Origin of the sequence: Staphylococcus sp. 2S1 (genome assembly GCF_046721335.1) — a bacterium.
Lineage (GTDB): Bacteria > Bacillota > Bacilli > Staphylococcales > Staphylococcaceae > Staphylococcus > Staphylococcus equorum_A.
The window spans coordinates 331,860-346,684 of the sequence record NZ_JBEUUJ010000003.1; the positions used below are offsets into that span (position 1 = coordinate 331,860).

At 41.8% G+C, this 14,825-nt stretch carries 22 protein-coding genes and 1 pseudogene; all 23 read right to left on the reverse strand.

Translation table 11 applies throughout. The features are described from left to right. Positions 1–10: 10 nt before the first annotated feature. On the reverse strand, positions 11–625 hold the full coding sequence (locus ABLV90_RS01930) for a hypothetical protein (RefSeq protein WP_460872031.1): 615 nt from the start codon (positions 623–625) through the stop codon (positions 11–13). A gap of 123 nt (positions 626–748) precedes the next feature. Continuing rightward, complete coding sequence (locus tag ABLV90_RS01935) at positions 749–958, reverse strand: hypothetical protein (RefSeq protein WP_460872032.1); 210 nt, start codon at positions 956–958, stop codon at positions 749–751. 15 nt (positions 959–973) lie between these two features. Continuing rightward, entirely contained in the window at positions 974–1,321 is a 348-nt protein-coding gene (locus ABLV90_RS01940) for a hypothetical protein (RefSeq protein ID WP_411773967.1), read from the reverse strand. A gap of 44 nt (positions 1,322–1,365) precedes the next feature. Beyond that, positions 1,366–1,737 carry a tail assembly chaperone gene (locus ABLV90_RS01945; protein WP_232198610.1) on the reverse strand — a complete coding sequence of 124 codons (372 nt, stop codon included), beginning with the start codon at positions 1,735–1,737 and terminating at the stop codon, positions 1,366–1,368. 133 nt (positions 1,738–1,870) lie between these two features. Then, complete coding sequence (locus tag ABLV90_RS01950; protein ID WP_392436373.1) at positions 1,871–2,440, reverse strand: phage major tail protein, TP901-1 family; 570 nt, start codon at positions 2,438–2,440, stop codon at positions 1,871–1,873. 57 nt (positions 2,441–2,497) lie between these two features. Further along, positions 2,498–2,890 carry a hypothetical protein gene (locus tag ABLV90_RS01955; RefSeq protein ID WP_411773968.1) on the reverse strand — a complete coding sequence of 131 codons (393 nt, stop codon included), beginning with the start codon at positions 2,888–2,890 and terminating at the stop codon, positions 2,498–2,500. Between the two features lie 11 nt (positions 2,891–2,901). Next, positions 2,902–3,255 (reverse strand): HK97-gp10 family putative phage morphogenesis protein, encoded by a 354-nt coding sequence (locus ABLV90_RS01960; RefSeq protein WP_411773969.1) that lies wholly within the window; start codon positions 3,253–3,255, stop codon positions 2,902–2,904. A 301-nt stretch (positions 3,256–3,556) separates the two neighbouring features. Then, positions 3,557–3,892, reverse strand: a complete 336-nt coding sequence (locus ABLV90_RS01965) for a phage head-tail connector protein (protein WP_411773970.1) — start codon at positions 3,890–3,892, stop codon at positions 3,557–3,559. A 13-nt stretch (positions 3,893–3,905) separates the two neighbouring features. Further along, positions 3,906–4,043 (reverse strand): hypothetical protein, encoded by a 138-nt coding sequence (locus ABLV90_RS01970; protein ID WP_460872033.1) that lies wholly within the window; start codon positions 4,041–4,043, stop codon positions 3,906–3,908. Further along, positions 4,027–4,176, reverse strand: a complete 150-nt coding sequence (locus ABLV90_RS01975) for a hypothetical protein (RefSeq protein WP_460872034.1) — start codon at positions 4,174–4,176, stop codon at positions 4,027–4,029. The genes ABLV90_RS01970 and ABLV90_RS01975 overlap by 17 nt, the downstream gene beginning before the upstream one ends. Before the next feature lie 71 nt (positions 4,177–4,247). Then, the gene (locus tag ABLV90_RS01980; protein WP_411773972.1) at positions 4,248–5,171 is read right to left on the reverse strand and encodes a capsid protein; all 924 of its coding nucleotides are present in this window, start codon (positions 5,169–5,171) and stop codon (positions 4,248–4,250) included. Between the two features lie 20 nt (positions 5,172–5,191). Further along, on the reverse strand, positions 5,192–5,704 hold the full coding sequence (locus ABLV90_RS01985) for a DUF4355 domain-containing protein (protein ID WP_460872851.1): 513 nt from the start codon (positions 5,702–5,704) through the stop codon (positions 5,192–5,194). A gap of 30 nt (positions 5,705–5,734) precedes the next feature. Beyond that, positions 5,735–5,923: a hypothetical protein gene (locus tag ABLV90_RS01990; RefSeq protein WP_460872035.1), complete on the reverse strand. Its 189-nt coding sequence runs from the start codon at positions 5,921–5,923 to the stop codon at positions 5,735–5,737. Between the two features lie 12 nt (positions 5,924–5,935). Further along, complete coding sequence (locus tag ABLV90_RS01995; protein ID WP_392436380.1) at positions 5,936–6,082, reverse strand: hypothetical protein; 147 nt, start codon at positions 6,080–6,082, stop codon at positions 5,936–5,938. Between the two features lie 172 nt (positions 6,083–6,254). Continuing rightward, a complete protein-coding gene (locus ABLV90_RS02000) occupies positions 6,255–8,003 on the reverse strand; it encodes a minor capsid protein (protein WP_460872036.1) in 1,749 nt (582 codons plus the stop codon). Then, positions 7,984–8,121: a hypothetical protein gene (locus ABLV90_RS02005; RefSeq protein WP_460872037.1), complete on the reverse strand. Its 138-nt coding sequence runs from the start codon at positions 8,119–8,121 to the stop codon at positions 7,984–7,986. Before ABLV90_RS02005 ends, ABLV90_RS02000 begins: the two co-directional genes overlap by 20 nt. 4 nt (positions 8,122–8,125) lie before the next feature. Continuing rightward, positions 8,126–9,532, reverse strand: a complete 1,407-nt coding sequence (locus ABLV90_RS02010) for a phage portal protein (RefSeq protein WP_460872038.1) — start codon at positions 9,530–9,532, stop codon at positions 8,126–8,128. Between the two features lie 13 nt (positions 9,533–9,545). Then, positions 9,546–10,823 (reverse strand): PBSX family phage terminase large subunit, encoded by a 1,278-nt coding sequence (locus ABLV90_RS02015; RefSeq protein WP_460872039.1) that lies wholly within the window; start codon positions 10,821–10,823, stop codon positions 9,546–9,548. Then, the gene (locus ABLV90_RS02020; protein ID WP_081225160.1) at positions 10,804–11,247 is read right to left on the reverse strand and encodes a terminase small subunit; all 444 of its coding nucleotides are present in this window, start codon (positions 11,245–11,247) and stop codon (positions 10,804–10,806) included. Before ABLV90_RS02020 ends, ABLV90_RS02015 begins: the two co-directional genes overlap by 20 nt. A 93-nt stretch (positions 11,248–11,340) precedes the next feature. Then, complete coding sequence (locus tag ABLV90_RS02025; protein ID WP_081225161.1) at positions 11,341–11,772, reverse strand: hypothetical protein; 432 nt, start codon at positions 11,770–11,772, stop codon at positions 11,341–11,343. 253 nt (positions 11,773–12,025) lie between these two features. Continuing rightward, positions 12,026–12,442: a transcriptional regulator gene (locus ABLV90_RS02030; RefSeq protein ID WP_460872040.1), complete on the reverse strand. Its 417-nt coding sequence runs from the start codon at positions 12,440–12,442 to the stop codon at positions 12,026–12,028. Between the two features lie 265 nt (positions 12,443–12,707). After that, positions 12,708–14,074, reverse strand: a pseudogene (locus tag ABLV90_RS02035) (SNF2-related protein). Beyond that, complete coding sequence (locus tag ABLV90_RS02040; RefSeq protein ID WP_081225164.1) at positions 14,064–14,348, reverse strand: VRR-NUC domain-containing protein; 285 nt, start codon at positions 14,346–14,348, stop codon at positions 14,064–14,066. Before ABLV90_RS02040 ends, ABLV90_RS02035 begins: the two are co-directional and overlap by 11 nt. Between the last annotated feature and the right edge of the window lie 477 nt (positions 14,349–14,825).

A 14,825-nucleotide genomic window follows, 5' to 3' on the forward strand; every position in this document is an offset into this window, starting at 1 on the left:
TGAGCCGAAATTACCTGCTCGCGCTTAACATATTGTTGAATATGCGTACGCCTGTACTGCCCATCATATCAAAGAAATCAGATGCGACTTGTGAATTTTTAGCCCAATCAAGTGTCGCCGCACTGGCTGTTTCCATACCTTGTGCTACACCTGATAGGAATGGTGTTAAACCTGCAAGTGCGGCCTTAGCCGCGTTCACTGCATTGGCTAACGTGTTAAATATCTCAGATTGGTTTTGAGCAATAACGCCCTGCCATGCTGATTTAAGACTCTGTACGGCTGATTGGTAGTTCTCGACTTCGCTAGTGACGGCCAATGTGCCGTCCTCGACCATTTGCAATGCGCTCATAGCCATTGCTCCGAAACCGACAACGCCTGCGCCTGCTGTAGCGAACGCGCCAACCATTCCGATTGCTCCCCCGCCTACGGCTGCTGCTGCGTTAAGTACAGCCATTAAAGCAGGAACTAATGACGCTATTGCGGGAACTAAGGCTGTGACACTTGATAGGAACATTCCCTTGAACACGTTGCCTGCTACAGTTCCGACTGTGCGGATATTGCCTGCGATTGTGCTTAGTGTGCTTTTGAAATTATTAGTTGCTCGCTGTAATAGCCCTGAAAGCACTTAGTGCAGGTCTACTGTTTACATCGAGCCGTGTGCGATGTCTGTTCGGAATTGATTTCAACATGGCTTTAAATTTTGCAATTTTAGCTGATGCTTGCTGAGCTGTTCACGTCTAGTGTTGACTTAGCTCTCATTCGGCTGAAACTGTTCATCGAGTTTCTTGCTCGCTTTCATCTTAGCCCTAAAACTTGATGTGTCAGCGTCAACGTCAGTGTCTTTCATACCCTCAGTAGCGGCTTTAAACTGTTCAGCTATACGTTTAGCCTTATTAAAAGCACTTCGGAACTTCGACACGTTAGCATCAATACTTGTACTTATCTTGTAGTCTGCCATGTATTCCCTCCTCTGCTATGATTTGTTATGATTTCTGATTTGTTTCAACACATCAAGGGACGGTTTGTCATCTTCTTTGCTTGCTGACTCGCCCATTTGTACTGGCTCACCACGGTTAAGCCTGTTAATGTTCTCTTGATAGTTGATAATATCGTCAGCTCCATTGTATTTGAACTCATTCTCGCCTTTTTTGCCGCCTTTTTTCTTTTGCTCAGCTTTAGCATCACGTATAGCAAAGGCTAAACGGTAAATGTCGTATTCTTCCTTGAGCATTTCATATTCGCGGGCATACATGCGATAATTGAACTCAGTCAATGTCATCATTTCAATTTCTTTCATATCATAAACGCCTAGCTCACTCATGCAAAGGATAACCGCTCTGTCATAGGTGAGCTTGGGCTGTTCTTCTATTTCTTCGCTGCTGCTTTCTTCGCTTGTCTGTATTCTTCGGGAACGAGGTTTTGGGTCATAGGTTGCTTTCCCAGCTCCTTAATGATTTCTTCTGCGAACTCGTCGAGTCCTTGCTCTGAGGCAATATCATTTAATACTTCTGAGATTTCTGCATCTGTTTTAGGGGCTTTCTTGTGGTGAGAAGTTGCGGCAATGATAGTATGACCAATTGCTACGGGGTTGCCGCTTTCTAAGTTAGGCGCTAGCATTTGAATACCTTGACCGAAACTCATTTGCTCCATTTCCATACCTAATTTCTTATCAATGTCATTCATAAACTTAAAGCCAAATGATAATTCGATTTCTTTTCCGTTAAATTTAATTTCCATAATATAATTACCTCGCTTATTTTTGTATTAATTAAAAAGACGGGCTGTGCGCCCGCCTGTGCTGTCTTTCATTCCCTACTGAACTGATAACCTAACACTTTTAATATTAGGCTTTACATCAATTATTTCAGGCTTAACTGGGTGTAGACTCACCTGTGCCGCCGTCACCTGTGCTGTCGTCAGGTTGTGGAATAGCCACAAGTCCGTCGTCTGCGGGGTCGTCAGATGTTGTATCGTGGAAACCATAAGCCGTTTTGTTTTGCTCTACGATTTCAGGTAGTGAGGCATAGCCTCTTTGTTTCTTAGCGTACACGCCGAACTCAGTCTCGAACTCTGCAATAGAGTCAGCCTCATTGGTACGTGTAATGCTGTTCCAAGTGCCTTGACGGTACTCAGCCTTATATTGCCCTTGTTCGTTTTGGACTTTTTTGTTGATTATCCATAACTCGTAAGCCGTACCCTCCTCAGTAGCGTCCTCAATCTCATCACTCAACTCGTCCTCAACGTCCATATAAGACGTGATAGTTACAGTTGACTCTAATGTACCACCTGAGCTAACTGAGCCGTCAATTGTCGCCTCTTGGTCTGAGTCGCGTTCTGTTTCACGCTCAAGTTCAGTTATCCACATAATTTTGTTTGCCTCTACGGCCTCGCCTGCTTTACGAATTAATGCAAGCTCGTCAGTACCTTGTTTAATTGCCATAATGTCATGACCTCCATTTATTTAATAATAAAAAGGCACACCTGCTATGAGGCGCGCCTAAAGTGTTTGAAATTCTGTATCAATAATACTGTGCTGTAAATGCGTGTTTGTCGTATCGTCGTTTATATCATTTGTATTGATGCTGACCAATGAAACACGATAGGAGGGTAGCTGCTCAGTTTTCATGAGAATATCTTGAATTTGAATATATAGCCTGTCATGCGTCTGTAGGTCGTCCGCGTCGCTCCATAAGTGAATACGTGCATTAGGCTCGCCGCCGTAATTGTCGAATGATTGAACTGTTACAAGGTCTTGTATTTCTTCAATCGCAATGAACGGATAGCCTAGCTCTGTATATTGGTCTACTACTCTAACGACTGGAACGCCTAGCTCGCTGAACGCTTTATATAAATAATTAAATAGCTCATACTTTATTGATTGCTTAGCCAATGTCTTGCCTCCTAACTGTTTATAAGTCGCTCAATATCTGCTGGAATTTGCTTATCATATTTCTGATAAATTTGATACATGAAAGTCTCAGGTGCCATGTAACGCGTGCCGTATTCAAGGAAACCTGAGTAGTGTGCATTTGAGGCTATGAGGTAGCTCAGCTTACCTTGCTTGGTGTCCTCGACCATGCGGGCTAGGTTGCCCGTCCAATAGCCTTTAGTCATAACACGGCGTGCCTCTTTCACTGTATCAGCCCGAAATTGCTCACTTCTTTTCTTGAGAATGAAATCAACATCGTCCTCAATGTCGTCCTCAGCATCTTCTAACGCCGCTATCAGCTTGCCAAGCCCTTTAACCTTAGCCATTGTTCACCTGCTCTAAATACATCACTGTGTCGTGTCTGTAATAGGTATGGCGTACAACAATGTACTTGCGGTCATTTATATAGGCATGGCTGACGTTATCCATTATTTGGCCTCTCAGCCTTATGATGCTTACATCACAGCCGCACATTGCCGAACTCGACGGCTGTGCGTTCAGGTGATAAGGGCGACTTGTGACAAGGTATGCTCTTATAGATAATACGTTCATCTTTTTCGGTCTTACCTGTATCGGGGTTGTACCGCTTATCCCCCTCATATACAAGTCTAGCGCGTTGGTCATACCTCAATAGAATGTCACACTGCCTGTGCGGCCTGTGCCTTGCTGAGGAGGATATAGACGCTCAATGAAACTCAGGAACTCGTCAAAGTCATCGTCTTGGAACTTTGTTGAATGTCCGTCTAATGTTTCTGAGGTCATGCCCTCTGCGCCGACACGGTTATATCTTTTGACCGCTACCTCCTCGACAACGAAATCAAGCCTTTGCGGTACATCTTTTTCGTTGAGGGGTAGGAATGTGAGCAAACGTTTTTCAGTATTATCTATAATTTTGCTGAGCAATTCGTCCTGTTCATTATCCGAAATGGATAACAAAGTCTTAACATTTTCAAGGTAAGCCATTCGCTATGCCTCCTTATTCAGCGCTTACGTCTGCTGTGTCCTCAGTTGTTTCAGTTGATACGTTTTGAGGCTCAGCAGGTGCGCTTTCCTTAGTAGTGAAAGCGGGCACGTCAACCTTAGCCGACTCACCCGCATCATTGCTGAAAGTCACTTGATAAGTGCCTGCTCGCGTACTCAGTAGCAGCATCTAAGCCGTCAATCGTAACTGACGCTGTGCCGTCTGATGCACGCTCTGCTTGTCCTACAACGTTTTCACCTTGATATACTTTTAATACGTCTGCCATATTGTAAAACCTCCTAAATTTATTTCACTGTCAGCCTAGCTGATTTGACATTCGGTCTAACATCAATGCTATTAGGCTTCACTGGGAGTAGTTTCGCCACCGTCTGCGGGTGCCTCAATTGCTACTGACACAACTGCGTCAACGTTTTCAGGGAACATTGAGATAGCTGATGCGAACACTGTATCTGCTGTTAAACGGTTTGATTGAATATCATGCAATACGCCTACAAAACCTGTTTGGTCTGTCGCAAAGTTAAATGCACGGCCTAGCTCACCTTGAGGGTTTGCATAAGCTACGTTTAAGTTTTCTGCTGTAGTCATGTAAACAGTGCCTTGTGGTACGTCAGCGAACTCAATCACTTGCACGCCTACATATGGTGTCAATAAGTTCAAGCCAAATTGCGCTCCGTTTGAGTTGATGAAACCGTCTGCTAAATGACCTGCTACGTCGTTAGGGTTTACTAACGCGATTGGCGTTACTTCATCATCTAATAATACAGATAAGTTAGCACGGCCACGAGATAAAGCACCTTGTAAGTTCTTACCTGATAACGCCTCGTTGTTCGTACGGTCAGGGTTGTTTACTGCGTCCTCAATAGTGCTAAAGAAGTCAGTTCTGAATTTCTTCTGAACATAGCGGATAAGCTCAGCGTCTGTACGGTTGATTGCTAAATCATAGCCGTGTGACTGAATAGCCTCTGCTGATGTTGACTTACGGAACTTGCGGAACTCAAGCTCTGTGATGTTCACTAGCTCACGCTCAACTTTAGTTAATGGAATGATGTCGCCCTCAGCAACATCACCGTTTGGAGCCTCTGACTCAATTACGTTGAAACGATACTGTTTTAATGCTGAGCCTACGTTCATTGGAATTTTGTTTGTGATGCCTAATGCTGTGAACAATTTGTTTAAGCGTTCACCCATTTTATTTGCGAAATCAATCGACTTTGCCTCTCCTAATGCCTGTACATCAATTAAGTTGTTTTCTACTGCCATAATGTAATACCTCCGAAATTTTATTTAAATAAATGCATATTTTGTGCAATGGCTTGCTGACGTGCTGAGTCATCTTTGATTTGTTCGATTGACTCTCGTGTAACGCCGCCACTGCCATTTGAGTAATTCTTAGGTGTGCCTTGATACAATTTAGCCTGTACCTGCTCTTTGACCATGTTATTAAGCACATCATTGAAAGCCTGCACGTTTGCTTGAGTTTGGTCTGCTGTATCAGCCGTGACTATCTCAAGCGACTCGTCGTTTGGTGTGATTTCATTATTCTTGAATACATCGCTTGCATGCTTTTTCATTTCGTTGCGTGCCTCTTTAGCCTTGTAAGCGTCTAGCTCTTTTTGCATTTGCTCGCGCTCATATTCAGCCTTTTGGTCTTTGTTCATTTTTGCCAACTTCTCAGCCTCTTTGACTGCGTCCTCTTTGTTTTTCTTCTCACGTGCTAAACGGTCTTTAAGAATTTGGTCAACTTCTTCCTGTGTGAACGTTTTTCCGCCTTGCTCGGTCGTCTTTATCGTCAGAGTCTGCTGCCTTGTTGGTCGGTTTTGTCCTCATTGCCGCCTTGCTCGGTCGACTTTGCCCTCATTGCCGTCGCCTTGCTCAGCGAAATGTTGTAAATTTAATCTTAATTTTTCAGTCATATTGTTACCTCCATTTATAGCCCGTCGGCTGTGATTTCCATACATGCTTTTAATGCCGTCAGCACGTTTTGGGCATAATAAAAAGCCACCCCCGAGCAATAGGGAAGTAGCTTAAATAAAGTTATTTGGTTTAAATTGCTTTTCTTTTTCTTCGGGTTTAGCTTGATTGCTCGGGTGCGTTTGATTAAGTTTTATCAGCTCTTTGTGTATGCCATATAGGCTTTCAGCAATAGAGCGTAAACATTCAATAGCTTTCATTATGAAAAGTAGCCCTCCTCGTTGGCATGTTCGCCGAAACTCTTGCCGTCCGCTACACGCTCATTGATTACTGCGGCTTGTTCATCTAACGTTAAGCCTCTCAGGAACATTAGGGGCGGCTCCTCATCGAACTTAGCCTCATAGGCCTTGTATGCTTTATCTAATTCAGTCATTATAACCCCAACCTTTTCACTATAGATTTGAGCATTTCTAAATATAATGCGTATGATTTGGGAACTTCTTTTTGTAAAACTTCCCGTTTGCTTTCACTCATAAACGTTTCTGACATCTCTGCAAAGGCCTCAAGGTTTGCTTGTAGAGGCGTTTTGTATGCAGGGTGTTTCTTCCAATATGATTTGCCGTGACCATATGCAATGTTAATTCTGCCGTTAGTCGCTGCCTCAATCATATCAGATAAGCCGTCAGAGTCGCCTAAATGATATTGCTCTCTGAGTCGTCTGACCATTTTTATGCGCCCGTCGTCTATGCGCGGCTTGCTCGGTCTGTCCCAAAGGTCAGTGTTGCCGCTCTTGTGTGCGTCTTTAAGCGTTTTAAGCTCGGCTTTGGCCATGTCGTCTATTTCTTTTTTCAGAACGTCCGCCAACATTTCGCGCTCGTCCGTATCTTCATTCATGAAATAGTTAGGGTCGGCTGAATAAGCCCCATTCAGCATGTTTTTAGCGCCTTTCAGCTCTTTTTGGATAGATAGGTCAATCATGTGCGAAAACTCGTGTATGACTGTCTTATAGCTGTCTGTACCCTCACGTATTTCGCCACTTATTCTTACTTGGTCACGTTCACCAAGATTTGAGGTCTGCATTTTCACTTTTTCTGACATCGGGTCGAAATGAGCCGTTTTGTTACTTGGTAAATTTTGAATGGTCATATCAGGTGCAAAGTGATTCCATATTTTACGGTATTCCTTAGCGCCCTCAGCATCTTTGTTGTTATCAAGCTGACGTTTTATTTCGTCTATTTGCTCCTCACCAAATGCCTCAGTGAGCTGCTCATTGAAAACTATTTCTTCGGGTGTCGGCTCAGGGTCGAGCTGTTCATCAAGCTCATCATCAACATTCTTGAGATTATACTTGCCCTCACGCTCTTTGAAAAACGCCTCTAGCTCGTCCTCAATCTCATCAACTGCGTGCACTGTTGTTGACCTGCAATAAGGGTGGAGCGGCGGAACGTTCACGCCTGCGACCATTTCAGAAACTTTTATCTTATTGCCGTCTGCATGTCTGCACTCGTCGGACGTGCGGTCATCTAGCTTGGCGACAAATTCGATTGTGGCATCTTCCCCGATTGTTTCCTTGTAGTGCAGCTTTTGTGCCTCTGTCTGCACTCTAGCCGTTTCTGTGATAAGCAATCGCTTAGCATCTGAGGTTGTAACGCCTAATTTCTTTTTAAGCTCAGGAACGAACTCGTCAGGGTGTCGACCTCTCAGCATTGTGTTTTGCACTGTCTTGAGTACGGTCTTGCGTGTCTGCTCCATATCTGCCCATAAGCGCTCGCTCCATGTTTCACCGTGAAAATCAGCGTTGACAATAGCTCGTACATGATTAGGCTTGATAAGTGCGCTCTCGCCTAGTATGCCCGCCTGACGTTCGACCTCTCTGTCTACTGAATTAGTCAGGTACTCGTTCATTTCTACCTCAGTGAGCGCTGTGCCGTTCACCATGATAGCCGAAAGCTGCCGCAATAACATGCGCTCACGGCTTACATACATTTTAGTATTGTATTGTCTGAGTTCAGCATTGGCTTTCTCGCTGAAATCTTTATTCTTAACGTATTGAGCGACTCTGTCCTCGAACTCTTTGATGTCCGTCTTTTGAATTTTCTTCTTAGCCTCGTCGACTGATATGCCCTCAGCGTCTGCGTATTTAGCATAAAAGCTGTATATCTCATTGGCTAACTGGCTCATTGTCGAGTTGGTTATGCTTGCGTACCTCGTCGATAACATCATCGTCTTTTTTAGCCTCAACTGCTATGATACGTTTTGCTCTATCACGCCAATATTTTTTGCTTGTTAAGTCTGCCATTTAATCACTCTTTCAGTTCGTCGTTAAAACTGTACTCGCGATTGTCCGCACGTGTGAGCTGTTCGTCCTCCTCTTGCCGCAAGCGTTCAAGCTCAGCGTCAGGGTCGTCGATAAAGTCCAACAATCCTAAACGCGTTTTCTCTGATATTGTGCCCGCAAGCAAGTTGACTACTTCCACATTGTCTTTCATGGACTTAGGCAGGTTAGGCGTAAAGGATATATCCATTTCTTCATGGTTATGCGTTTTAGTGCCTAGAATGTTTAAATTATTGAATAGCAGCTTGTAGCGTTTAGCCAATCCTTTTTTAAATAAACGCTCCTTAACAGCTCTTGCTTGCTCTAATCCGAATAATTTATATTTCATCGCCTCACCTGACTGCGCACCTGTGAAATTCTCATCTGTCAGGTCAGGGGTGTTAGTAAATTTATGAATATCGTTTTGCAATCTTGTTTTGTAGGCCTCTGACCCTTGCACATCGTATTGCTTATAGATGTATTTGACATCGGCATTACCCTCGCTGCCATTTGCGTTCATTTCAGGCTTAACATGTATCATGTTTGCATCTTTGAATTTCTGTGCGTCCTCGCCGTCCATTTCAACGTTGCCGACTACTGCAAGCATTGCATCGTTTGTGTCAGTCATATAGTTCGCTGTGTCTGATTGAGCCGCATCGTACAAGTCAATTAAGCTGAGGACGTTCTCAAAGTCGCCCTGCTTAAATTTATTGTTCAGATACTCAATGATTGGCACATCGTTATAATGATGTTCAATGTCCTGTACGCTGTTTAGCTCACCTTTGCGGATAGTATAGCTGTGCAGGTGTGTTGCTGTGTACACATCAATATGATTGGTTGTGTAGCCCTCAGCGTCCACTGTGTCATAATATCTTACGCCCGCAATGATTTTCTTATCAATATCATAATTGTAAACAACGAACGTGTTTTTAGGGTCGAGTGTTAGAAATCTATCTTGTTCGTTTTCGTCCCTGAACACAATCTCATATGCACGGCCATATATGCTTAAATCAAGTGCAATGTCACTGTTCACTGCATCTGCATCGTTTGCATCGTTCAAGTCGTGTATAACCTGCTGTGTGTCCTCATCATCGTGTGCGAACGTCAGCGGATTGCCTGTTAGATAACCGACAATAAATTGTGAAATGTATTTTGCAAAGTTATGCACTGCACGGTGGTCAGCTTTCTCTGCATCTTTTCTGCGCTCACCTGTTAATATGCCTGTATTATCGCTTAGGAAATATTGCTCTAACATATTAAGGCGTGGCGCTTGTTCTATTTTGTGGCGCTCTACTAGCCTCTGCGGCTTAGTATAGTCCTGCACAATCTCGTCAGCATTTTCTGCCAATAAGTCTGCGTTTGCTAATGTGCTAAATTTCTTTTTCAGTTTAGACAAGTGCTCGCACCTCCTAGAAAAATTGTTTTAATCTGCGCAATTCGTTTGCGTCTTTCTTTTCTTCTCTGTTTTTAATCATAAGCTCCTCAACTGCATATCTGAGTGAGTCAATACAGTGATTGTAAGTATCAACAGGCTCGTTGTAATACTCATCGGTTTGCTTATCTTTTTTCCATGTGTAATTGTCTAGCTCCTCAATTGTCTTGTAGCATCTTTCATCTACCACAATATCGAACTGGCTTATAAACTGTATGCCTGACATGATACTGTCAGCGCCTTTCATCGACGGCTTGATGCGCTCAATGCCCTCGCGTTTCATTTCTGCAATTGATTTCTTCTCAGCACTGTCTGCTGTGATGCGTTCCTTTGCATAGCCTAGCCGCTTAATGACATTGGCTAGCTCATCGTTTAACATGCCTGTCTTGACGTATTCCTCTAATATATAAAGTTTCTTATTTTTCTTATCAATCTTCACATGAATAAAAGCACTCGGGTCGTTAATGTAACCATAATCGAGGCCGAAAAACGACGGTAAGTGCTTTAAATCATCTTTGTTTAATATGTCTGTGTCGTATTTAGGAAATACGCGCTTATCGAGTGTAGCAAATTCGCCCAATGCGTATATTTTGTAATAAGCAGGGTTTCTGTTCGCTAAATCTTCAAGGTTTTGCTTGGTCATTTCATCAAGAAACTTATTATCTTTGTAGCTTGATTGTTTTATTAGTGTGTTGCTGTGAGGCTCACCTGTAAAGAAATACTTATAAACCCAATTGAGCTTGCTCACAGGGTTGAACATCAAGAATATTTGTTTGTTTAAATGCTTACGTTCCCTCAGTCGTAGTGTCAGCTGTGTGTAATCGTTCAAGTGAAACTCTGAGGCCTCTTCCATTACTACGTCACTGATACCTTTAATTGATTTGATTTTCTCGCTATTATCCATACCCTTAAACAGGAACACAGCCCCATTAGGCAATGTGATACGATTATCTGTTTTGTTCCACTCGCAAAAGTCCCAAATTGCAAAGTCAACCAGGCAACCTTTCACGTCCTGGAATAGGCTGTCTGCAATCGTTGCCCCGACTTTCCTGAGCCAAAGTATCTTGCGTGGATATTTCCAATCCTGTAAGGCTTTGAGCACGACTTTCTGAACTACGCCGTGCGACTTACCTGACGAACCACCTCCATAATGCACCTCTGTGAAATGGCTGTAGTCTGTTAGGATATTGAAAATATTTCTGTTAAACACTTTTGCCGGCTTAGGAAAGTTAAGATTAATTGTCGCCGTCGTCATCGTCATAAGCTCCGATGTTCAAATCAATGTTACGCTGAGTAATTTCTTGCTTGTCTGTAAAGATTGCGTATCGTTTGCCCAGCAACTCTGCTGACTTGATACGCTGTGCTGTGTCTGCTCTCTTAGTGTGCTTTTCTACATCTGATAAAAAGTCGCCCTTAGGCACAACGATATTTTCCTCGTCCACCTCTTCGCCTCTCATGACTGATGTAAGGAATTGGAGCACTTCATCTTGTTCGGCAATTGTTTTCTTTTTCAATTCCTCAAAACGTGCCTCAACATAAGCTTTGACACTCTTATTCTCTAAGAGTTTGTGAGCCCCTGTGCTTGCATATTTTTCACTATATCCAGCTCTTACTGCTGACTGAAATGCGTTCGCTGTTCTTATGTATTCGTCTGCAAAACGTTTCTGTCTCTCATTCATCGGATATTACCACCTCATTATGCTAAATGCTTAGTTAAATTTGTGTACAAAAAAGCACCCACCGTAGTGAGTGCCGATAAGCGTTTCATTTTATCATTTTCTAAGTTCGTCTATAAAATTCTCTCTATCTTCTTCATGAATGTACGCTAAACCATAAACAGAAATTTCCGAATCTGATACTTCTTTAGATAAAACGTACACGTTGTGTTTCTCTTCTAGATTAGCTATTTTATTTTGGACAAAAGTTTTTGTTGTCTCATCTATACCGATTTCAATACGGTCAAATTTGATATCTCTTGCTATCCCTTTATCTTTAGATTTAAACCCTTTACTAACATAAAATTTAGTTACTAGATTAAGTATTTCGTCTAAATCTTGAAACTGTGTTTCATTCAATTGAATTTTAGCTATCATAAAATCCCCGTTTATAACAATAATACGGTCTTTAGTGTCTGTATCTTGATGAATTTCTCCCCCATGTTTTACATCTTCTATGTAAAACTCAAAACTTGTTTCATATTCCATTTTTATTGCCTCCCTTAATTTTATACTTTAATTTTAGCATAAAAATAGCCGACTGAGGTGCTCTCAGCCGACTTAAAGGAGTAAATAAGAATGTAATAAAAGAAAAATTAGGTCTGTGTCGCAACATAAAATTAGAAGAAGTCGAATAAACAAGCCAAGATTATCCGTAATCACTGCTAGTGTTCATCTTTTTTGAACACATTACCATAATAACCCCTAAATTCCTGGTTTTCCATAGGTAAAAAAACCAAATTTAGACATAACCGATAAATTTTGCTAATTTTTCAAGCTGTGCTGTTTTAAATCGTCTCATGCCTGAGTGGCTTATGTAGTATCTATCAGCAATAGCGTTCCAAGTGTTGCAATCAAAAGGCTTGTCCCAAAACTTAAGCCTGTATATCTCGATTATTTCATCGTCACATTGATTTAAGTATTTTTCAGTACCTTTCACAACGTCCCGCAAGCGTCTATATTGTGCGTCTTGGTTACATTTAATGACCTGTTGCTCAATTGGGTTGTTAACAAAATTTGCTTTGCCACCCTCAGGGTTGTCAGGTTCATGATTACTCATGAGCTCATATTCTCTGAACTTCAACTCTTCTCTGTATCTGTCTAAATTTTCAATATAGTCCTCTAATTTTGCATAATCAACCTTTTTCAACTCTTGCATGATTTGGCCTCCTAGAATAAGAATGCGTAAATGTTTTGTATTCCTACAAGCAACAACCCTAGTATTATCAGTGCTGTTCCTAGAATAATTGCTGTAAAAACTGTGTATATTAAAATCTCAAGTAACTTTTGATATATTTTCATGTTTTAACCTCCATAGCGTATAAACTAATTTAAACTCCTTATTTTATCTTTTAATCTATTTGTAGGGTAATTATCCTATTTTGTATTTATGTTCAATGTGTGGAGGCTGAGAGGCCTCAGAATTAAAGTAAACGTGCTTTTACTGCGTTCATAAGTTCATTCTGACCAAGTTTCTTATTTTTGAGTGACTCATAGACTTTTTGGTCAATGCTGTTCTCAGTAAGTAGATGATGAATGACAGTCGTTTTCTTTTGCCCTTGTCTGTAAAGTCGAGCGTTGGCCTGCTCATAATATTCAAGGTTCCAAGTTAGGCCAAACCAAACCATGATTGAACCTCCATACTGTAAATTGAGTCCATGCCCCGCACTTGCCGGGTGCGTGATAAGCATTTGTATTTCGCCATTGTTCCGAAGCGCTCCATATAGTTGTCACTGTCTAAGGTCTCAGCAAAGCTGTAGCGTTCCAATAATCGCTCCTTATCATGTTTGTAGTTATACATAACAAGTATTGGCTGGCCTTGTGACTCTTCGACTATCTCGTCTAACATTTCTAGTTTCTTATCATGTATGTGAGTAATAGAGCCATCATCAGCATAAACGGCACCATTAGACATTTGTAACAGCTTATTGCTCAAGTCGGCTGAGTTTAACGCCACTATGTCTTTATCGTCGTCTATGTCGTTCTCAATGACCATGTTCTGCTCTAGCTCGTCATATAAGGCTCTTTCTTTTTTACTTAGCTTAGCCTCTTTGACTGTGTCGACACGTTCAGGCATTTTCAAATAGTCCTTACTTTCCATGCTGACAGTTACATCGCTAATCATTTTGTAGATTTCATCTTTCGCACCATCTTTCAGCTCCCAATTGAATGTGTGCTCAGCAACCTTATGCGTTGGATAAAAATATCTTTGTCTAAAATGAGTTTTGAACTTTCCTAAACGCTCGCCTCCATCAATCAAATATATCTGAGCCCATAAGTCCATAATATTTTTAGGTGCTTGGCGTTCCTGTAAGTCCTACGAACCTATCAAACAATGGCCATTTCTTTTTAAGTATCTTAAAGCGTTGGCTGTCTGAGTTCTTGAAAGTAGATAACTCGTCAATCACGACCATATCGAACGGCCAATCTTTTTTAAATCTTTCACATATCCATTTCGTGTTTTCTTTGTTCGTGACATATATGTCTGCATTTCTCTCTAGCGCCTCGCTCTCGTCGCTTAGGTGTGCCCGAGCACAAGCGAAACATCTAAATGAGTTAAATGCGTCCACTTCTCGACTTCCTGTGCCCATGTGTCCTCTGCTACACGCTTAGGAGCTATGACCAGCACTTTGTCTACATCAAGATAATCATATTTGAGTTGCTCAATTGCTGTGAGCGTTGAGACTGTTTTGCCGAGTCCCATATCTAAAAAGAGACCAAATCTTTTGTTATCTATGATTTTATCTATCGCATAAGCCTGATAGTCATATGGCTTAAAATCAATTGCCATTCTTGACCACCTCGTTTATAAATTTATCGACGTCACTTTTTGAATATGGAACATAAACAGGTACGCCCCTTTTCTCAAATTGTCTGTGCATATATTTTTGTAATTTTGAGAGCCGACCTTTTTCCTGTTTCAACTCAACAAAATAAATTCTATTTTCAGGAAGTATCACAATCCTGTCAGGAACACCTGAAACAGATGAAGTAAATTTCAGACATAACCCTGAATATTTCCCGACTTCATTTTTGAGATATTCTTCGATTTTGCTTTCTCTCATTTTTTCATCAATTCCTTGCTAAAATGTAGTTTTACACCCGTTTTTAATGTAATTTTACATTGAAACTGCCCTCACGCCTACTCCCCGTAAGGCTCAACCCTTGCGTTGCCCAAAAATCTCTAAATTTTTTCGCCAAACTTATAAAAATACGTGTTAGGGAGTAGCCTATGTAATAATACACTCTCTATATTCCCTATACACTATTCTTTAGCTCAATGGGAGTTTTTATGGAACCAGGGCAACGATAGGACTCAACCCCTTGACATATAAGGGCTGAGGCCGTTGCCCTGCTTAAAATTTTAGGGCAACCAAGTGGAACCAGGGCAACGCAGGTTTTCTTGCGTGTCCCAGAAGTAGGGCAACGCAGAAAATTGCCTGTGAGTGCTTTTTAAAAAGATGGCCGTTTTTATGGAACCAGGGCAACGATAGCCTCCCAGGCTTACAGGCTCAAGGCTTTGCCCCGTGTCCCAGCTCCAA